This window comes from Micromonospora sp. NPDC005174, from assembly GCF_040608495.1.
GTDB lineage: Bacteria > Actinomycetota > Actinomycetes > Mycobacteriales > Micromonosporaceae > Micromonospora.
Map to the genome: position 1 here is coordinate 255,822 of NZ_JBEXIJ010000004.1, position 19,177 is coordinate 274,998.

General features: G+C 71.3%; 18 protein-coding genes. 6 read left to right on the top strand and 12 right to left on the bottom strand.

What is annotated here, in order from left to right:
• Window positions 1–274 precede the first annotated feature (274 nt).
• Entirely contained in the window at window positions 275–1,480 is a 1,206-nt protein-coding gene (locus tag ABZU91_RS07655) for an amino acid deaminase/aldolase (protein ID WP_355235483.1), read from the top strand.
• Between the two features lie 31 nt (window positions 1,481–1,511).
• On the opposite strand, the gene ABZU91_RS07660 is transcribed toward ABZU91_RS07655, so the two are convergent.
• The gene (locus ABZU91_RS07660; RefSeq protein ID WP_355235769.1) at window positions 1,512–2,111 is read right to left on the bottom strand and encodes a TetR family transcriptional regulator; all 600 of its coding nucleotides are present in this window, start codon (window positions 2,109–2,111) and stop codon (window positions 1,512–1,514) included.
• Window positions 2,112–2,337: 226 nt separating this feature from the next.
• On the opposite strand from ABZU91_RS07660, the gene ABZU91_RS07665 reads away from it, so the two are divergent.
• Window positions 2,338–3,654: a D-arabinono-1,4-lactone oxidase gene (locus ABZU91_RS07665; protein WP_355235486.1), complete on the top strand. Its 1,317-nt coding sequence runs from the start codon at window positions 2,338–2,340 to the stop codon at window positions 3,652–3,654.
• Window positions 3,655–3,699: 45 nt separating this feature from the next.
• On the opposite strand, the gene ABZU91_RS07670 is transcribed toward ABZU91_RS07665, so the two are convergent.
• From ABZU91_RS07670 to ABZU91_RS07700, 7 genes are all read right to left on the bottom strand, one after another.
• Window positions 3,700–4,926 carry a CapA family protein gene (locus tag ABZU91_RS07670; protein WP_355235489.1) on the bottom strand — a complete coding sequence of 409 codons (1,227 nt, stop codon included), beginning with the start codon at window positions 4,924–4,926 and terminating at the stop codon, window positions 3,700–3,702.
• Window positions 4,927–5,004: 78 nt separating this feature from the next.
• On the bottom strand, window positions 5,005–7,842 hold the full coding sequence (gene topA / locus ABZU91_RS07675; protein WP_355235492.1) for a type I DNA topoisomerase: 2,838 nt from the start codon (window positions 7,840–7,842) through the stop codon (window positions 5,005–5,007).
• Window positions 7,843–8,177: 335 nt separating this feature from the next.
• The gene (locus tag ABZU91_RS07680; protein WP_355235772.1) at window positions 8,178–8,741 is read right to left on the bottom strand and encodes a hypothetical protein; all 564 of its coding nucleotides are present in this window, start codon (window positions 8,739–8,741) and stop codon (window positions 8,178–8,180) included.
• Between the two features lie 191 nt (window positions 8,742–8,932).
• Window positions 8,933–9,475 carry a hypothetical protein gene (locus tag ABZU91_RS07685; RefSeq protein ID WP_355235495.1) on the bottom strand — a complete coding sequence of 181 codons (543 nt, stop codon included), beginning with the start codon at window positions 9,473–9,475 and terminating at the stop codon, window positions 8,933–8,935.
• A 101-nt stretch (window positions 9,476–9,576) separates the two neighbouring features.
• Window positions 9,577–11,925, bottom strand: a complete 2,349-nt coding sequence (locus ABZU91_RS07690; RefSeq protein ID WP_355235498.1) for a sodium-translocating pyrophosphatase — start codon at window positions 11,923–11,925, stop codon at window positions 9,577–9,579.
• 322 nt (window positions 11,926–12,247) lie between these two features.
• Window positions 12,248–12,685: an ATP-binding protein gene (locus tag ABZU91_RS07695; protein WP_355235500.1), complete on the bottom strand. Its 438-nt coding sequence runs from the start codon at window positions 12,683–12,685 to the stop codon at window positions 12,248–12,250.
• Window positions 12,682–13,038 (bottom strand): STAS domain-containing protein, encoded by a 357-nt coding sequence (locus tag ABZU91_RS07700; protein WP_355235503.1) that lies wholly within the window; start codon window positions 13,036–13,038, stop codon window positions 12,682–12,684. Before ABZU91_RS07700 ends, ABZU91_RS07695 begins: the two co-directional genes overlap by 4 nt.
• A 131-nt stretch (window positions 13,039–13,169) precedes the next feature.
• On the opposite strand from ABZU91_RS07700, the gene ABZU91_RS07705 reads away from it, so the two are divergent.
• From ABZU91_RS07705 to ABZU91_RS07715, 3 genes are all read left to right on the top strand, one after another.
• Entirely contained in the window at window positions 13,170–15,512 is a 2,343-nt protein-coding gene (locus tag ABZU91_RS07705; RefSeq protein ID WP_355235505.1) for a DEAD/DEAH box helicase, read from the top strand.
• A gap of 102 nt (window positions 15,513–15,614) precedes the next feature.
• Window positions 15,615–15,818 carry a hypothetical protein gene (locus ABZU91_RS07710; RefSeq protein WP_355235508.1) on the top strand — a complete coding sequence of 68 codons (204 nt, stop codon included), beginning with the start codon at window positions 15,615–15,617 and terminating at the stop codon, window positions 15,816–15,818.
• A 233-nt stretch (window positions 15,819–16,051) separates the two neighbouring features.
• Window positions 16,052–16,630, top strand: a complete 579-nt coding sequence (locus ABZU91_RS07715; protein ID WP_355235511.1) for a hypothetical protein — start codon at window positions 16,052–16,054, stop codon at window positions 16,628–16,630.
• A 338-nt stretch (window positions 16,631–16,968) separates the two neighbouring features.
• Here ABZU91_RS07715 and ABZU91_RS07720 read toward each other — a convergent pair whose 3' ends face one another.
• A complete protein-coding gene (locus tag ABZU91_RS07720) occupies window positions 16,969–17,187 on the bottom strand; it encodes a hypothetical protein (RefSeq protein ID WP_355235513.1) in 219 nt (72 codons plus the stop codon).
• Between the two features lie 283 nt (window positions 17,188–17,470).
• Between ABZU91_RS07720 and ABZU91_RS07725 the strand changes: the two genes are divergently transcribed.
• Window positions 17,471–17,668 (top strand): hypothetical protein, encoded by a 198-nt coding sequence (locus tag ABZU91_RS07725; protein WP_355235515.1) that lies wholly within the window; start codon window positions 17,471–17,473, stop codon window positions 17,666–17,668.
• A gap of 432 nt (window positions 17,669–18,100) precedes the next feature.
• Here ABZU91_RS07725 and ABZU91_RS07730 read toward each other — a convergent pair whose 3' ends face one another.
• The 3 genes from ABZU91_RS07730 to ABZU91_RS07740 are packed head-to-tail and all read right to left on the bottom strand — an operon-like array spanning window position 18,101 to window position 19,157.
• Window positions 18,101–18,565 carry an Rv3654c family TadE-like protein gene (locus ABZU91_RS07730; protein ID WP_355235518.1) on the bottom strand — a complete coding sequence of 155 codons (465 nt, stop codon included), beginning with the start codon at window positions 18,563–18,565 and terminating at the stop codon, window positions 18,101–18,103.
• Window positions 18,562–18,966: a TadE family type IV pilus minor pilin gene (locus ABZU91_RS07735; RefSeq protein WP_355235520.1), complete on the bottom strand. Its 405-nt coding sequence runs from the start codon at window positions 18,964–18,966 to the stop codon at window positions 18,562–18,564. Before ABZU91_RS07735 ends, ABZU91_RS07730 begins: the two co-directional genes overlap by 4 nt.
• 23 nt (window positions 18,967–18,989) lie before the next feature.
• Complete coding sequence (locus ABZU91_RS07740) at window positions 18,990–19,157, bottom strand: DUF4244 domain-containing protein (protein ID WP_234584142.1); 168 nt, start codon at window positions 19,155–19,157, stop codon at window positions 18,990–18,992.
• Window positions 19,158–19,177 lie beyond the last annotated feature (20 nt).

Genomic DNA, 19,177 nt, shown 5'->3' on the forward strand with positions numbered 1-19,177 from the left:
TGACCGGAGCTGGACTGGTTGGCGGCGTTGCCCGACTGGTCACCCGCGCGCGACACGCCGGGCGACTCGCCGCTGTTCTGGCTTTCGATGGCCGTACCTCCACGTGCCGGCCCATCGCTGGGCACCCCCGGTGCAACACTCTAGACCCGGTGGGGGCCGCCCCACCGGCGACATTCTCCTGCTCGCTGAGCCTAGGCTGCCGAAGGCGTCGACCGCAGCCCAGGACGTATGCGAGGGTATTTCGCATTCTTCGTCGGACAGTTAGCGTGCACACGTGGCCATCGAAAGCGACAAACTGCGCGAGCGCCTGGACCGGGCGACCGCCCATCTCGACCCCCCGTACGCCGTGGTGGATCTCACCGCCTACGACAGCAACGCGGCGGCCCTGGCCGACCGCGCCGCCGGCAAGCCGATTCGGCTGGCCAGCAAGTCGGTGCGCAGCCGGGACCTGATCGGCCGGGCACTCGCCCGAGAGGGTTGGCGGGGTGTCATGGCGTTCACCCTGCCCGAGGCGATCTGGCTGGTCCGGGCCGGCCTCAGCGACGACGTGCTGGTGGCGTACCCGAGCGCCGACCGGGCGGCGCTCGCCGAGCTGGCCGCCGACCCGACACTCGCCGAGGCGATCACCCTGATGATCGACGGCATCGGCCAACTCGACTTCGTCGACGCCGTCCGCGCCCCCGGGCAACGCGCCGAGCTGCGACTCTGCCTGGACCTGGACGCCTCCTGGCGACCGCTGCGCGGGGTGCACGTCGGCGTCCGCCGCTCACCGGTGCACAGCGCCCGGGCGGCCGGCGCGCTCGCCGCCACCGTCGCCGGCCGCGCCGGCTTCCGGCTGGTCGGGCTCATGTCGTACGAGGCGCAGATCGCCGGCCTGGGCGACGCGCCGCCGGGGCGGGCGCTGCTGGCCGGCGCGATCAGGCTGGCCCAGCGAGGCTCCTACCGCGAGCTGCTGGCCCGCCGTGGTGCGGCGGTGGCGGCGGTACGCGAACACGCCGACCTGGAGTTCGTCAACGGCGGCGGCACCGGCAGCGTCGCGGCGACCAGCGCCGATCCCGCGGTCACCGAGGTCACCGCGGGATCGGGCCTGTACGGGCCGACGCTGTTCGACGCGTACCGCGCCTGGCGGCCCACCCCGGCGGCGTTCTTCGCCTGCGCGGTGGTCCGCCGACCGACGCCGGAGCTGGCGACGGTGCTCGGCGGCGGTTGGATCGCCTCCGGCCAGGCCGCCGACAGCAGGCTGCCCCGACCGTGGCTGCCGGCCGGTCTGAAGCTCGTCGGCACCGAGGGTGCCGGCGAGGTGCAGACCCCGCTCTCCGGCGCGGCGGCGGCCACCCTGCGCGTCGGTGACCGGGTGTGGTTCCGGCACGCCAAGGCGGGCGAGCTGTGCGAACGGGTCAACGAGCTGCACCTGGTCGAGGGGGACGCGATCGTGGCGACCGTGCCCACCTACCGGGGCGAGGGCCACGCGTTCCTCTGAGGGCCAGCCCGCCCAGCCCGCCGCCGCTTGGTCAGGCGGGCTGGGCGGCCTCGGCGGCCTCGGCGGACCGCTCGCTGTCGCACCCGTCGACCTGCCGGTGCAGGTACTCCCGGATCAGCGCCTTCGCCTCGAGCAGGACTCGCTCGTCGCCGTCGGACTTCCGCCGGAACGCGAGCTTGATCAACGCGTCGGCGGCCTCCACCGCGATCTCCAGGACGAAGCGCAGCTTCGGCACGTCGGTCAGGCCGAACCGCTCGGTGAGCACCCGCGCCAACTGGTCGGCGATGACGCCGTTGTTGTCGCGCTGCTCGTCGAGCAGGTGCAGGTCGACCACGTCGCCGAAGTGCAGGGTACGAAAGCCGGGAACGGTGCGGTGCATCGTGATGTACTCGTCGATCCCCGCGTCGACGCCGTCCCACCAGTGGGTCATCTCGTCGGAGGCGAATCGCTCGTCGAGCCGCTGCAGGTAGGACTCCATCGTGCGCAGGGTCAACGCCTGCACGATCGCCCGCTTGTCCGGGAAGAACTGGTAGACCGACCCGATCGCCACTTCGGCGCGCTCCGCGAGCAGGGTCGTGGTCAGCCCCTCGTACCCCACCTCGTCGACGAGTTCGGCGCAGGCGTCCAACATGCGCTGTACCCGCGCGACACTTCGACCCTGCACCGGTACGCGGCGCAGCGGCCCGGTCGTGGCGGCTGGTGTGGACACTCGGTGCCACCCCCCTTCGACGGATGAACATATCTCCACGTCACGAGTCCGTGACTACCGGTACAACGAGCGGACTGCAATTGCGGTATTTACCAGGGACAACGTTCCTGATATGAAGTCAGTTCATATTCATGAATGGGGAGAGCAGATGGTCGGCACCGCACCGCTCACCGCTCGCTGGTCCAACTGGGCAGGCAACCAGAGTGGCAGCGCCACCGCCGTCCTGCGCCCCGGCTCGCCGGACGACGTCGCCGAAGCCGTCCGGGACGCCGCCGCCACCGGAGGCCGAATTCGCGTCGCCGGCAGCGGCCACTCGTTCACCGCCGTCGCCCTCGCCGACGACCGGCGGATGGAGTTGTCCGAGCTGGAGACCAGCGTCAGCGTCGATGTCGCGCGCCGACTGGTCACCGTACCGGCGGGAATGACGCTGCACACGCTCAACGGGCTGCTCGCCCGGCACGGTCTGGCGCTGCCCAACCTGGGCGACATCGACGCGCAGACCGTCGCCGGGGCCATCTCCACCGGCACCCACGGAACCGGCGCCGGCTACGGCTGCCTCTCCACCTTCGTCGAGGCTCTCACCCTGGTCACCGGCACCGGCGAAGTGCTGCGCTGCTCCGCCGACAACAACCCAGACGTCTTCGCCGCCGCCCGGGTCTCGCTCGGCGCGCTCGGCGTCCTGGTCGAGGTGACACTGCGCTGCGTCGACGCCTTCGTCCTGCACGCCCACGAACGTCCCGCCGCCCTGACCGATGTGCTCGGCGACCTTCCCGCGCTGATCGGTCGGCACGACCACGTCGAGTTCTACTGGTTCCCCTACACCTCCCGGGTCCAGGTCAAGGCCAACGACCGATCGCCCGCGAACGACCGTCCGCTGTCCCGCTGGCGCGGCTGGCTGGACGACGACTTCCTGGCCAACAGGGTCTTCGCCGGCGCCTGCCGTCTCGGCCGCGCCGTACCGGCCCTCGCGCCCGGCATCAGTGCCGTATCCGCCCGCGCGCTCACCGAACGGCGGTACACCGGACGCTCCGACCGGGTGTTCTGCACCCCGCGCCGGGTGCGCTTCGTCGAGATGGAGTACGGCCTCCCCCGCGAGGCCCTGCCCGAGGCGCTGACCGCGCTGCGGCGGATCGTGGACGGGCTGCCGTTCAAGATCCTCTTCCCGGTCGAGGTGCGGTTCACCGCCGCCGACGACATCTGGCTGTCCCACGGCTACGGCCGGGACAACGCGTACGTCGCCGTGCACCAGTACGTCGGCATGCCGTACGAGCCGTACTTCCAGGCCTTCGAGAGGGTCGCTGCGGCACTGGGCGGTCGCCCGCACTGGGGCAAGCTGCACTACCGCGACGCGGCGTCACTCGCCGAGGCGTACCCCCGCTTCGCCGACTTCCAGGCCGTCCGCGACCGGCTGGACCCCCACCGCGTCTTCAGCAGCCCGCACCTGGCCCACGTCCTCGGGGCCTGACGGCGCGGGCTGGAGCCCGAGGGGCCGCGCCCCCGGCGGTGGTGCTCAACCGCCCGACGCCACCACCTGGTCCGGGCCGGCACCCAGGGCCCGGACGTAGCCGATCACCCGCTGGTACGCCGCCCGATAGTCGCCCCGCGGACCTGGTGGGGTGCCCGGGTCGGCAAGCGCTGCGGTCAGGTCGACCAGCCGGAGGGCCGGTGCCAGGTCGGTCCAGGTTGGCAGTGCCTCCATCCGGGTCACCGTCCAGCGCCCCGAGGCGGTCTCGGTGAAGGTCGCCCGGACCATCACGCCCTCGCGGTTGTCGTCGATCGGCTCCTCGTGCCGGGCCAGTTCGTTGCCCATGCCGAACACCACCCACTTGTCGCCGAAGCGCTGGAACGGCTGCACCGCGTGGGCGTGATGGCCCAGGATGAGGTCCACGTCGGGCGAAGAGATCAACTGCCGGGCCCAGGCCCGCTGGTCGGCGTCGGGCAGGTGCTGATACTCCGTACCCCAGTGCAGGCTGAGCACGACGATGTCGGCGCCGGCGGCGCGCGCCTTGTGGGCGGCGGCGAGGATCTTGGGCGGATCGATCAGGTTGGCCAGCCACGGCTGGCCCGCAGGGCGGCTCAGCCCGTTGAAGTTCAGGCTGTACGACAGGTGGGCGACGCGGACGTCGCCGACCTGGTAGATCCGGGGCCTGGCCGCTTCGGCGGCGCTGCGGGCGCTGCCGGTGTGCCCCAGCCCGGCGGCGTCGAGTGCGCGGATTGTCCGGGCCACCCCGTCGGCGCCCTGGTCGAGAGTGTGGTTGGAGGCGGTCGAGCAGCCGTCGAATCCGGTGGTGCGCAACCCGTCGAGCACCTGCGGAGGCACGTTGAACGACGGATAGCCGGCGAACGGGCCGGCGGGATCGGCCAGTGGCGTCTCGAGGTGGCACAGCGCCAGGTCGGCGTCGCGGACCGCCGGGGCGACCCCGGCGAACATCGGGGCGAAGTCCATGCCCCCGGCACGGGCACCGTCCCGGCGCGCCTGGTCGGTCACCGCTGGATGGATCAGAACGTCACCCGCGGCGACGAGTCGCACGGTCCGCCGGCCGGCGGGATCCCGGGTCGGCCCGGTGGACGGCGCGTCGGCGGCGGTCTGCGGGGGATTGTGCCAGGCGGTGGCCCCGGCCGGCTGGGAACTCCCGGCATCCATCGCCGAGAAGCCGACTGCGGCCACGGCGAGCAGCAGCGCTCCCGCCGAGGCGCCGACGAGAACCCGGCGACGTGGGGCAGTGTAGGCGAACATCCCCTCACGTTAGGGGACCTCCACCAACCGCCTGTCCCAAATAGGACATTTCACCCACAGGGACAGGGGTGGCGATCGTCACTCCTGGGCGGGCCTGGCGGCGGCCTTCTTCGGGGCCGCCTTCTTCGCCGGGGTCGCCTTCCTGGCCGCCGTCGCCTTGGCGGTGGTGGTCTTCTTCGCGGCGGTGGACTTGCTGGCGGCGGCCGTCTTCTTGGTGGCCGTGGCCTTCTTGGCGGGTGCCTTCTTCGCCGCCGCCTTCTTGCGCGGCGCCGGACCCTTGGCACGCTTGTCGGCCAGCATCTCGGATGCTTCCTCGATGCTCAGCGCCTCCGGAGTCTGGCCACGCCGAAGGGACGCGTTGAACTCGCCATCGGTGACGTACGGGCCGAAACGCCCGTCCTTGATCACCAGCGGCTTCTCGGTGAGCGGGTCGACGCCCATCTCGCGCAGGGGCGGTGCGGCGGCCCGCCGGCCACGGGTCTTCGGGGCGGCCAGCAGGGCCAGCGCCTCGTCCAGGGTGACCGTGAACATCTGCTCTTCGGACTCGAGCGAGCGGAACTCCTCGCCCTGCTTCACGTACGGGCCGTAGCGACCGTTGTTGGCGAACACCTCGACGCCGTCGGGCGCGACGCCCACCAACCGGGGCAGGCTCAGCAGCCGCAGCGCCTCGTCGAGGGAGAGCGAGTCCGGCGTCTGCGAGCGCAGCAGCGAGGACTTGCGCTCTCCGCTGGAGACGTACGGGCCGTAGCGGCCGGACTTGAGCACGATCGGCTCGCCGGTCGCCGGGTCGTCGCCGAGCTTGCGCTCGCCGCTACCGCCCAGGAACAGCTCGTGCACCTTTTCCGGCGTCAGCTCGTCCGGGGCGAGGCCCTCGGGGATCGGCGCCCTGTCACCCTGCGGGCTGGCCTCCTCGCCCTGGGGCGGAGCGGCCGGCGTCTCGCCGGGGACCGCCCGCTGGAGGTACGGCCCGTACCGGCCGACCCGGACGACGACCTCCCGGCCGTCCTCGTCGGTGAAGAGCGGGATCGAGTTGACGCTGCGCGCGTCGATCTCGCTCAGGTCCTCGGTGACCAGCTTCTTGAGCCCACCGGAACGGGCGATGTCCTGGTCACCGGCACCGTTGGAGCTGCCGAAGTAGAACGCGGTGAGGAAGTCGACAGCGGCGTGGTCACCACCGGCGATCTCGTCCAGCTCGTTCTCCATGCTGGCGGTGAAGTCGTAGTCGATGAGGCGGGGGTAGTGCCGCTCCATCAGCCCGATCACCGCGAACGCCAGGAACGTGGGGATCATCGCCTGGCCGCGCTTGGTGACGTACCCCCGGTCCTGGATCGTCTGCATGATCGACGCGTAGGTGGACGGGCGGCCGATGCCCAGCTCCTCCAGGGCCTTGACCAGCGACGCCTCGGTGTAGCGCGACGGCGGCTGGGTGTGGTGGCCCTGCGCGGCCAGCTCGTCTGCGGTCAGCGGCTGGTCCTTGACCAGGGTCGGCAGCCGGCGCTCGGCGTCCTCGGCCTCGGCGTTCTCGTCGTCGCTGGACTCGACGTACGCGCGCAGGAAGCCCGGGTCGGTGATGGTCTTGCCGGTCGCGCCGAAGTCGGCCTCCTCCTGGGAGGTGGAGACCGCCCGGATGCGCACCGACACGCTGGAGCCGACCGCGTCGGTCATCTGCGAGGCGATCGTGCGCCGCCAGATCAGCTCGTAGAGCTTGAACTCCTCGGCGGACAGCTCCTTGGCCACCTCGCCCGGCGTGCGGAAGTTGTCTCCCGCCGGGCGGATCGCCTCGTGCGCCTCCTGCGCGTTCTTCACCTTGCCGGTGTAGCGGCGGGGCTCCGGCGGGACGCTGCGCTCGCCGTACAGCTCGACGATCTGCCGGCGGGCCGCCGAGATGGCGGTCTCCGACAGGTTGACCGAGTCGGTACGCATATAGGTGATATAGCCGTTCTCGTAGAGCCGCTGCGCGGTGCGCATCGTCTGCTGCGAGGACAGGCGCAGCTTGCGGGCCGCCTCCTGCTGGAGGGTCGAGGTGATGAACGGCGCGTAGGGGCGGCGCCGGTAGGGCTTCTCCTCGACCCGGGTGACAGTGAACGGCCGACCTTCGAGTCGGGCCGCCAGCCCACGGGCGCCGCCCTCGTCGAGGTGCACGACCCCCGCGCCGGCACGGACGCGGCCGGTGGTCGGCTCGAAGTCCTTACCGGTGGCGATCCGGTCGCCGTTCAACGCGAGCAGGGTGGCGTTGAAGTTTCGCGGCCCCTCGCCAGCGTCCGCCACGGCGAGCGTGGCCAGGATGTCCCAGTACTCGGCGGTGCGGAACGCCATCCGCTGCCGCTCCCGCTCGACCACGATCCGGGTCGCCACGGACTGCACCCGGCCCGCCGAGAGCTTCGGCATGACCTTCTTCCACAGCACCGGGGAGACCTCGTAGCCGTAGAGACGGTCGAGGATGCGCCGGGCCTCCTGGGCGTCGACCAGGTCGCGGTCGATCTCGCGAGGGTTGGCCACGGCAGCCTGGATGGCCGGCTTGGTGATCTCGTGGAAGACCATCCGCTTGACCGGCACCTTGGGCTTGAGCGTCTCGACCAGGTGCCAGGCGATGGCCTCGCCCTCGCGGTCCTCATCCGTGGCCAGGAAGATCTCGTCGACCTCCTTGGCGAGCTTGACCAGCTTGCTGATCTGCTGCCGGCGGTCGGCGGAGACGACGTAGAGGGCATGGAAGCCGTTGTCGACGTCCACCCCGAGGCGGGCCCAGGACTCGCCCTTGTACTTGGCCGGGACGTCAGCGGCGTTACGCGGCAGGTCGCGGACGTGACCGAAGCTGGCCTCCACGACGTACCCCGGGCCGAGGTAGCCCGAGATCGTCTTGGCCTTCGCCGGTGACTCGACGATGACCAGACGGGTGGTTCCAGCGTTGCTCGGCACGTTTCTCCCCGACCTCACTCCTGCTCGTGGCCTGCCGGCGCCTACGACAGCGACCGCTCTCGACCCCGCCGTGGCACCGGCGGTCCGGATGTCCAACGTAACGCGCCGTCCGCGTTTCGGGTTTCGCGGGCGGCAATCCGCTGCGGCGCGACGGTCGAATCCGTCCGCCGTGCTCGACACTGCCAGACGGCGCCACGGTACACCGTGGGTAGGGCTCGAAGCGGGTCACTGTGACGATGGCGGGCCCTCAACCAGCCCGTCCAAGCCCAGCTGTCCAACACCGGACACCCCACCCCACGCCGCCCCCGCACGCCTCGGGCCCGGCGCGGCGACGGTTACGGCCAGGCGTCCGCCGGTGCCGCCGTCGGCGGTCCCCCGACCAGTTCGGCGAGCCGCGCCAGGCGGCGTCGACCGGTGATCCGGTACGCCGGGCCGCCCTCGGCGGGGCCGAGCAGCGTGCCGGCCAGGCCGGCGGCGGTGAGCGCGGCACCTATCGCGTCCCACGACTCCTGGTCCCCCGCGCCGAGCCCCAGCAGGAAGCCGCTGGGCGGCTCCGGCGTCCCGGCGGCGGCGACCCAGAGCCGCAGCCGTCGGCCGGTCAGGTGGAAGGCCTCCGGCGGACGCTTCGCCGGACCGTTCAGCCAGGCGACCGCGAGCGGCTTCAACAGCCGGGTGTACGACGTACGCACGGCGTGTCGCTGGTCCTCGGTCGGTGCCCAGGTCGCCGCCAGCCCGCGCAGCGCCAACTCGGCGACGAGCACGTGCACCCGCCAGGCGGCGTCCACCCGCACCGCGAGGCGGGCGGTGCCGCCCATCCGGACGACCTCGCCAGGCCCGGCGAGCAGCCCGGCCAGGTCGGCGACCACCGGCTCGGCGGCATCCGCGCCGAAGAAGACCAGTTGCCGCCCGGCGTCGTCGGCCCGGGGTGGCGCGGGGTGGCTCGACTCCGACCGGTCAGGATCACCGCGCCGCCGGCTCGGGCCCGACGTCGCCGGGCGGGTGTCCGACGGGTCGGCGCGCGACGGGTCGGGCTCGGGTACGGGGAACAGCGCCGGCAGCGACTGCGCGGCCGGCGTGTCACCGAGCCCGTTCAGCGACACTCGGGCACCTCGTCGAAGGCCTTCTTCAGCTCCTCGGAGTTGAGCTTGCTGGTGTCCAGCGCGCTGGCGTCGTACTCCTTGTTCAAGGTGTCGACGGCGGTCCGCACGCCGTCGTAGAAGGCGGTGGGTTCGCCGGTGCCCAACCCCGCGATGGTGGCCCGGGCCCGGCCGTAGGCGTCCCGCATCTTCTCCAGGGACCCGCGGAAACCGGCGGAGATGGCCTCGCCGTTGTCGGTCTCCGGGACGCCTGCCTGCTCGACCTTGCGACGCGCGGTCTCGCTGGCCTGTTCCGCGCCACCGAAGAGCCGCACCAGATTCTCCTTGGCCTGTGCCGGAGTGGTCTGCGCCGTCATCTGCTGGTCGGTGCTGCTGGTCAACTTGCTGATCTCGGAGCGCCACGGGGTGAGCGCGCCGCAGACCGACGCCGCCCAGGCCCGTGGGCTGGGACCACCGCCGCAGCCGGCGAGGACGACGACGAGCGTGGCCAGGACCACCGTGAGCTTTCCGGCGGCAGACGCCCGGCACGTACGCATGCGTTGCAGCGTACGACCTTCAGCCAGGTGTGGCACCGGTCCAGATGGCCACGGTCCCCGCCCGACGGGTGCGTCGGGCGGGGACCACGGTGCCGCTGGTGTCAGGCGTTGACCGTCTCCGACCGGTGGTCGGCGCTGCCCGCGCCGGTGTCGGAGTCGTCCATCGCGATGCCCTTGCGCTTACTGAAGACCACCGACGCCACGATGATCAGCGTCGCGACCAGCGCGATAGCGACCCGCAGGCCGACATTGCGGTCGTCACCGACGCTCCAGGCCACCACGGCGGGGGCGATCAGCAGCGAGACCAGGTTCATCACCTTGATCAGCGGGTTGATGGCCGGGCCGGCGGTGTCCTTGAACGGGTCACCGACGGTGTCACCGATGACCGTGGCGGCGTGCGACTCGGAGCCCTTGCCGCCGTACGCGCCGTCCTCGACCAGCTTCTTGGCGTTGTCCCAGGCCCCACCGGAGTTGGACAGGAACACCGCCATCAGGGTGCCGGCTCCGATCGCGCCGGCCAGGTAGGAGGCCAGCGCGCCCGGGCCGAGGCCGAAGCCGACCGCGATCGGCGCCAGGATGGCGAGCAGGCCGGGGGTGATCAGCTCGCGCTGTGCGTCCCGGGTGCAGATGTCGACGACCTTGCCGTACTCCGGGCGCTGGGTGCGGTCCATGATGCCGGGCAGCTCACGGAACTGCCGGCGAACCTCCATCACGACCGCGCCCGCCGAGCGGGACACCGCGTTGATGGCCAGCCCGGAGAAGAGGAAGACGACGGCCGCACCGATGATCAACCCGACCAGGTTGCGCGGGTTGGCCACGTTGAGCGAGTTGAGGATCTCGGTCCCGACGTCGCCCACACCGGCGTCCGCGTACGCGGTGCGCAGGGTGTCCGTGTACGAGCCGAACAGCGCGGTCGCCGCGAGCACCGCCGTGGCGATCGCGATGCCCTTGGTGATCGCCTTGGTGGTGTTGCCGACCGCGTCCAGCTCGGTGAGGATGCGTGCGCCGTGCTCGTCGATGTCGCCGGACATCTCCGCCACGCCCTGGGCGTTGTCGGAGATCGGCCCGAAGGTGTCCATGGCGACGATGACGCCGACGGTGGTGAGCAGGCCGGTGCCGGCCAGCGCCACCGCGAACAGCGACAGCGTGATCGAGCTGCCGCCGAGCAGGAACGCCCCGAAGACGCCGGCGCCGATCAGCAGAGCCGAGTAGACCGCCGACTCCAGGCCGACGCTGATGCCGGCGAGGATGACGGTGGCCGCACCGGTCTGCGAGCTCTTGCCGATGTCCTGCACGGGTCGCTTGTTGGTCTCGGTGAAGTACCCGGTCAGCGCCTGGATCGCCGCGGCGAGCACGATGCCGATCACCACCGCGCCGATGGCCACCAGGCGCGGGTTGCGGTCGACGTCGGTGAGGCCACCCTCCAGGTCGGCGAAGCTCGCCGGCAAATACGTGTACGCGGCGATCGCCACCAGCACCGCGGAGATCACGGCGGAGATGTAGAACGCACGGTTGATCGCGGTGAGACCGTTGCGGTCGGAGGCGCGCAGCCGGGTGATGAATACGCCGACGATGGCGACCAGCACGCCGATGGTGGAGATGATCAGCGGGAAGACCAGACCGTCCTCGCCGAACGCGGCCCGTCCGAGGATCAGCGCGGCCACCAACGTCACCGCGTACGACTCGAAGAGGTCGGCGGCCATGCCGGCACAGTCACCGACGTTGTCGCCCACGTTGTCGGCGATGGTGGCGGCGTTGCGCGGGTCGTCCTCGGGGATGCCCTGCTCGACCTTGCCAACGAGGTCGGCGCCGACGTCGGCGGCCTTGGTGAAGATGCCACCGCCGACCCGCATGAACATCGCCAGCAGGGCGGCGCCGAAGCCGAAGCCCTCCAGCACCGTCGGCGCGTCGCCCCGGTAGACCAGGACGACGAGCGCGGCGCCGAAGAGGCCGAGACCGACGGTGAGGAAGCCGACGACGCCACCGGTCCGGAAGGCGATCTTCATGGCCGCCTCGCGGCCACCCTGTCGCTCCCGGGCGGCGGCGGCCACGCGCAGGTTCGCGCGGGTGGCCAGCCACATGCCGGCGCCACCGATGGACGCGCTGAACACGGCGCCCACCACGAAGAAGAGCGAGCGGCCGAGCTTCACGGCCATCTCGCTGCCGTCGGTGTCGTGCACCGGCAGCAGGAAGAGCAGCACCACGGCGACGACGACGAAGATCGCCAAGGTGCGGAACTGGCGGAGCAGGTAGGCCGAGGCGCCCTCCTGGACCGCCCCCGAGATCTCCTGCATGTTGGTGGTGCCCTTGCCGGCTGCCAGCACCGTCTTCGTCAGCGCGGCCGCGAAGACGAGCGCCACCAGCGCGATGACCGCGGCGATGACGACGTACGTGACATTGCTTCCGGTAAGGGAAAGCCCGCCGCCATCGGCGGCCAAGGTCTCGGACATCTGCGTCCTCCTGTTACCGAACACTCGCGTCGACGGGTGGAGACGCACCGGTCGACGCCTGGATGCGGACTCGCAAGCGCGCGCCAACCCACCCCAGCGGACCAGCGATAACCACCCATACCCGCTGGCTGCGCGTTGGATCACTTGCTGACAACCCGGGTACTGTAGCCCTCCACAGTGTTCGAGGTCACACGGAGGTAGCACCGTGTCGTGATGATCTTCATCGCTGTGTTATGAAACGAAATCTGATATAGGGCCCGATCCATGACGACAAGGCCGCATCCCCGACGGGGACACGGCCTTGTGCGCAGTCGTTGCAGGCTCAGCGCCCGACGGGCCACACCATCCGCACCTCGGTGCCGATGCCCTCGTCGACCGGACGTACCTGAAGGTCCTCGACGAAGCCCGCGAGCAGGGCGAACCCGACGCCTGTGGTCAGCGCCTCGTCGGTCAGCGCCTCGTCGGCCAACTCGTCCGGCGGCAGTGCCGTCAGCCCGATGCCGGCCTCGATCGGCGCCCGGTCCACGACCCGCACCGCGTACGTGCCGCCGTCGGACATCTCCACCAGCACCGGATCGGCCAGGCCGTACTGCCGGTGCAGGGCGACCGCGCGGGTGCACGCCTCACCGATGGCCAGGCGCACCTCGTCCAGCAGGTCCTCGCGGACACCGGCCCGCCGCGCGACGGCCACGCCGACCAGTCGGGCGGTGCGCACGTGCACCGGTGCCGGAGAGAAGGAGAGCCGGACCGTCGCCATCACGCGTTGGCGCCGCTCGGGCCCGCACCGACCGCTGCCTCGACCGTGGCGTGCAGCGGGAACACCTGGTCCAGCGCCGTGATCCGGAAGATCTTGAGTAGCGGCTCCTTGTCACAGATCAGGGCGAACGATCCGCCGGCCGTGCGCAGCCGCTTGTGCGCGCCCACCAGCACGCCCAGCCCGGTCGAGTCGAGGAAGTCCACCCGCCCGAGGTCCACGACCACGTGCCGGGCACCCCCGTCGATCAGCTCGAGGAGACGTTCGCGGAGCCGGGGCGCGGTGTAGACGTCCACCTCACCGCCGACCTCGAGCACCGTGTGCTCGCCCACGGTGCGCGTCGCCAGCGACAGCTCCATCGGTCCTCCTCGCCAGAGCCGTAAACTCTCCTGGGCATCTAACCACTACCGCCGGGACACCCTGCGGTCACCGGCGGAGGCTTTCCCTTACCCCCGGGCCCGACTTTTCATCTCCGAACACCAGTGCGAGAGTGCAGGACGTGACTTCCTCCCCGCCGGTCGACCTGCTGCGCCGCTTGCGCGCCCGGGGCGCCGGCGACCCGGTCACCCACGTCGAGCGGGTGCCGGCCCGCGTCGGGGTGCCCGCCGCCTGGCCGGACTGGGCACAGCCGGAACTACGGGCGGCGTTCGCCCGCCGCGGCGTCGTCGCGCCCTGGCAGCACCAGGCCGAGGCGGCCACCCTGGCGTACGGGGGCGGCCACGTGATCGTCGCCACCGGCACCGCGTCCGGCAAGTCCCTGGCGTACCAACTCCCGGCGCTGGCCACCCTGCTCGCCGACCCCCGGGCGACGGTGCTCTACCTGGCGCCGACGAAGGCACTCGCCGCCGACCAGTTGCGGGCCGTCGCGGGCCTGGAGCTGGAGGGGGTACGCCCCGCCTGCTACGACGGGGACACACCGCGCGCCGAACGGGAGTGGATCCGCCGGCACTCGCGTTTCGTGCTGACCAACCCGGACATGCTGCACCACGGCATCCTGCCCGGGCACGCCCAGTGGTCCGGTTTCCTGCGCCGCCTGGCGTACGTGGTGATCGACGAGTGCCACACCTACCGGGGCGTGTTCGGCTCGCACGTGGCGCACGTACTGCGCAGGTTGCGGCGGCAGTGTGCCCGCTTCGGCGCCGATCCGGTGTTCGTCCTCGCCTCGGCCACCTCGGGCGACCCGGCCACCGCCGCCGGCCGACTCACCGGCCTGCCGGTGACCGCCGTCACCGAGGACACCTCACCGCGCGGCGGCGTGACCTTCGCGCTCTGGGAGCCGCCGCTGCTGCCACCCGACTCGGGCACCTCCGCACCGGTCCCCCCGCAGCCGACAGGCGACCACGACGACCTCCGGCAGGTACGCCGCTCGGCGCTGCGCGAGACAGCGGACCTGCTCGCCGACACGGTCGCCGAGGGCGTACGCACGCTCGCGTTCGTCCGTTCCCGCAAGGGCGCCGAGGTGGTGGCGGCCAACGCGCGCCGGGCACTCGACGACGCCGTGCCCGGGCTCGGCGACCGGGTGGCCGCCTACCGGGGCGGCTACCTGCGCGAGGAGCGGCGCGAGCTGGAACGGGCGCTGCTGCACGGCGACCTGCTCGGCCTGGCCTCCACCAACGCGCTGGAACTGGGCGTGGACCTGGTGGGGCTGGACGCGGTGCTGATCTGCGGCTACCCGGGCACCCGGGCGTCGCTGTGGCAGCAGGCGGGCCGCGCCGGGCGTTCCGGCCAGGAGGCCCTCGCGGTGCTGGTGGCCCGCGACGACCCACTGGACACCTACCTGGTGCACCACCCGGAGGCGATCTTCGGTGCGCCCGTCGAGGCGACGGTGCTCGACCCGGCCAACCCGTACGTGTTGGCCCCGCAACTGGCCTGCGCCGCCGCCGAGGCACCGCTCACCCCGGCCGACCTGGCGCTCTTCGGCGACGGGGCGAAGGAGGCCATCGACCAGTTGGTCGAGGCCGGCGCGCTGCGGCAGCGGCCCACCGGCTGGTACTGGCGGCATCGCGAGCGCCCGGAGGTGGACCTGCGCGGCGAGGGTGGCGCCCCGGTCTGCGTGGTGGAGTCGTCCACCGGCCGGTTGCTCGGCACGGTCGACGGCAGCTCGTCCCACTTCCTGCTCCACCCCGGCGCGGTCTACCTGCACCAGGGCGTCTCGTACGTGGTCGACGAGCTGGATCTCGCCGACGGCTGCGCGCTGGTGCACGTGGAGGAGCCGGACTGGTCAACCCATGCCCGGGACGTCACGGACCTGTCCGTGGTGTCGGTGCGCTCCTACGTCGACGCCGGGCCGGTCGGGATGTTCCTCGGCGAGGTGGACGTCACCAGCCAGGTGGTGTCGTACCAGCGGCGCAGGATCGCCACCGGCGAGGTGATCGACACCCGGCCGCTGGACCTGCCCACCCGGGAGCTGCGCACGGTCGCCGTGTGGTTCACGCTGTCCGAGCGGTCGCTGGCGTCCGCCGGGGTGCAGACGGCCGACGTGCCGGGTGCGCTGCACGCCGCCGAGCACGCCGCGATCGGCCTGCTCCCGCTGATGGCGACGTGCGACCGCTGGGACATCGGCGGCCTCTCCACCGCCCTGCACCCGGACACCGAGGCGCCGACGGTCTTCGTCTACGACGGGCACCCGGGCGGCGCGGGCTTTGCGGAGCGGGCCTACGGGACGGCTTCGGCGTGGCTGCGGGCCACCCGGGACGCGATCGCGGAGTGCGGCTGCGACACCGGTTGCCCGTCCTGCGTGCAGTCACCGAAGTGCGGCAACGGCAACAACCCGCTCTCCAAGCCGGACGCGATCCGGGTCCTCGACGTGGTGCTGGGAAATCTGCCCGCCTGAGGCATCTTGCATGAATCCCGGCTGCACTGGGCACAATGATGTGGGAGCGCTTCCATCGATGCTTGTGTTGTAGTAGTTCGCCCCCGTGCCCGAGGAGAAGCCGTGGCCGACACGATCGCCGAGACCGTCGACCTGCTCTACACCATCGACCAGGAACACCTCACCCTCGACCAGCAGATCGCGCTCGGGTCCGCGCTGGCCGCGCTGGCTCAGGCAGAGCGGCTGGAGCAGATCAACGAGCGGCTGCGCGGCATCCACCAGGTGCTCAACACCTGGTCGTTGCGCTCGACGGTGGACGGCCGCTAAGGCCGTGTGTGACCGGTCCGGCCGGGCGGACCGGTCAGCTCAGCTGATCAAGGGTGTACTGGGCGGGTCGATCACGTCGGGGTGAGCCGGCCGGGTCGGGCCGGTCAGCGTGAGCCAGCCGCAGCGACGCTGGCAGGGTCGGGGTGGCCGGCGGATTTGTCGGTCGGGGCACGGGCCGACGGTGGTTGCCCGGCTGTGCGAGACTCCGGCGCGACACCCTTTGAGGAGATTAGATGCAGCTCGACAACTTGCAGACCCTGCAGCAGTTCCACATCCGCCAGCGGCTGCGGATGATGGTCAACCAGTACGAGGTCCGGGCGGTCGCGCCCGACGGCAGCGAGGGCGAGTTGCTTGCCTTCGCGCAGCAGAAGCGGCTCGCCTTCAAGGAGCAGGTGACGATCTACACCGACGACTCCAAGCAGCAGCCCCTGCTCGGCTTCAAGGCCCGCCAGCGCCTCGACCTCGGTGCCACGTACGACGTCACCGACGCGGCCGGCAACCCGATCGGCCTGTTCCGCAAGGACTTCGCCCAGTCCCTGCTCCGCTCCACCTGGCACGTCGAGCAGGCCGGCCTGCCGCAGGTGACGGGTCAGGAGCGCAGCCTGCCGGTGGCGCTGCTGCGCCGGTTCGTCGACTCGCTGTCCTGGCTGCCGTACCACTTCGACTTCCTCGCCGGCGGCCAGCCCGCCTTCTCGGTGATCAAGAAGTGGGGTCTGCGCGACAAGTACGTGGTCGAGGTGCAGAACCCGCAGATCGACCGCCGCCTCGTCATCGCCATGGCCGTCGCCCTGGACGCGCTCCAGTCCCGCTGACGCATCCTGCTGGCGTTTCGCCGCCCACCCCTCGACCGCTGCGCTTTGCTCTGCTTCAGCCGAGGAAACAGTTGGCGTCCGGTATCCGGACACCGGGTGTTGCCTATGGTGAAGCAGAGCAAAGGGGACTCAGAGGCAGCTTGGTCCGCCGGGCCGGTGAGCCGAATCCGCCGGCCCGGTCCGCCGAGTTCCCTGGAGTTGCGCTACCGCCGCGTGGCGACTAGCTGCCGCACTCAACAAGGTCGGACTCGCCAACGGACATCACGCGCAGCATCAGCGCCCGGTCCCCCGTGAACTGCGGCGAACAGGTGGCCCGATCAACACGACGTCTCCCGGCTTCACGCCACCCACCCGAGGAACCGGCGGCACACGGCGTCGGCAGGCGCCCAGGTCATGTCCTGCGCAGCTGCGGTGAGGTGCGACCCCGTGTAGATCCGGAGGGCTACCGGCGACGAGGCGTACTCCCCCAGCAGTTCCAGGCGGCGCGTCGAACAGGGCCAGGGCCGGTCGCACACCTCGCACAGCCACAACGGGAGCACCGGCCCGTGCGTGGTCATCAGCTCTCACCTGGCCAGTGACCCCGGTTGATCGGGATCTTGTGCCTCGCCCGGCAGGGCAACTCGTTCCCGCACTTGCAAACGTTCCGCCACTTAATCCACGACCACACCGGCCTATGCCTGCGAGCCAGGGTCATCGCTACAGCCGTCAGATACTCGGCAAAAGAAACGCGTCGCGTCATTCACCCATGGCAACACGAGGGGTTGCATGAGGGCAACCCCCTTGGGGGTTGAACTACCCAGTTTAGTCTGGTTCAACTCCAAGGGCTCCTACCGTCGAGATGTGGAGTTGCTTGGGCTCGATGAGATCCGCGACTTGCTTGGAGGCATCAGCAAGCAACGCGCCACGATCATCGTGGGCCGCAAGGGCTTCCCCGACCCCCTCGCCACCTTGAGCATGGGCCGCGTCTGGGATGGCAAGGCCGTCCGCGCTTGGATCGCCAGGAACAGGCCAGCCCCGACCGACGACATCCCGGACTGACTAACGCCGCTGTCGGACTCGTCCGATGCCCGCGCTTCGATGCTGCGCCGAACCAGCGCGGAAGAGTTCCGCAAGGGTCTTGATGACGCAACTCGCTCCTTCGGGCTCACGCCTCGCGTGGCCCAAATGAGCATGAGCAGCTTCATGGTTGCCGGTACGCCTAGCCCCAAGGCCAGCAGCATCCACGGCTCGACTACCACGTAACCCCCGGTTGCTGAATCTGCTATCGCTAGCGCTGCCGTCAGGGGCGGCCCACAGCATGGCTGCTGCCTGCTCGATGTCCACGGCCACCACCCGGGCGGCGGCCGCGGCAGTGCCCAGATGAGATTGGCGTCCCCTCTCCCCACGGTCGGTGTGGTCCACCCCTTTGGAGCTGATGTCGCATCGTCGTAACCGGCCCAACTCCAACGCTCGCCAGTTGGGCTAAGCCGTTCAGCCGCGTACCGGACCGGCGCGGGCCGTCGACGCCGCGACCCGGGTCAGCCCTGGAACCGGCGTGAACGTCACCTCGACGGCCACCAGCACGTCCAGGCCGTCGACGACGCAGTCCACCATCCGGCCGGCGTTGCGCTGGGCGATGTCCGCGGCGGACGCGCAGGCCACCGCGTCACCGTCGAGCGCCCGGGTGGCCCCGGCCAGCGCACCGAGATCAGCGGCCACCGATGCCCGCTGGGCCGCCATCCCGGTTGCGGCGACGGCGGCACCGAATGTTCCGACCAGCACGAACACCAGCCCCAGCGCGAGCAGCAGGACGGTCGCGCCACCACGCTGCGCGTCTGCTCGGCCGTCACGGTGTCGCTCGGTGTCGGGTCTGCGGCTACGGAATCGACCACGGCCCGGAGCGATGCCATGGCTGTCGCTGTCGCCGCGTGGCCGTACCGCCGGCCGGAGCATCACCGGCTCACCTCCTGAGCGCCTGGTTCCATCGCGGCGACGGCGGTGGCCACCACCGTGATCCGTGGCAGCCGGCCGCCCAGCGCACGGACGGGGGCACGGGCTGTCGCCCGCACTCGATCACCCTCGACCGACACCGATATCTCTGTTCCCGGTGGCGCGGCCTGTTCCTCGGCTGAAGCGCTGGCGCCCCGGGCGGCGGCGAGCGCGGCTTCGCGGGCGGTGTGCAGGCAACTCGCCTGTGTGCTGACGGCGTTCACCGCCGTCAGGCCGGCGAGCAGCAGCAGGAGAAGCGCCGGCAGGCCGGCCGCCAGTTCGGCGGTGAAGGATCCCCGCTCGCCGCCGACGATGTGGGCCCTCCGGCCGCCGTCGGACGCGCGCCCGGGAGCGTCCGTGTTCCGCATACGGTCGGCCTGCCGGCGCCCGGTCACTTGAGCGCCCGGTCGATGACCGCGGTCAGCGCCGACTGGACGTTTCCGGAGGTCAGCACCTTCAACAGGATGCCGGCGAAGGCCACCGCGGCGAGCGTGCCGACGGCGTACTCGGCGGTGTTCATCCCGTCGTCGCCGCGCAGCCGGGCGATGAGTTTGCGCATGGATCTTCCCTTTCTCGATG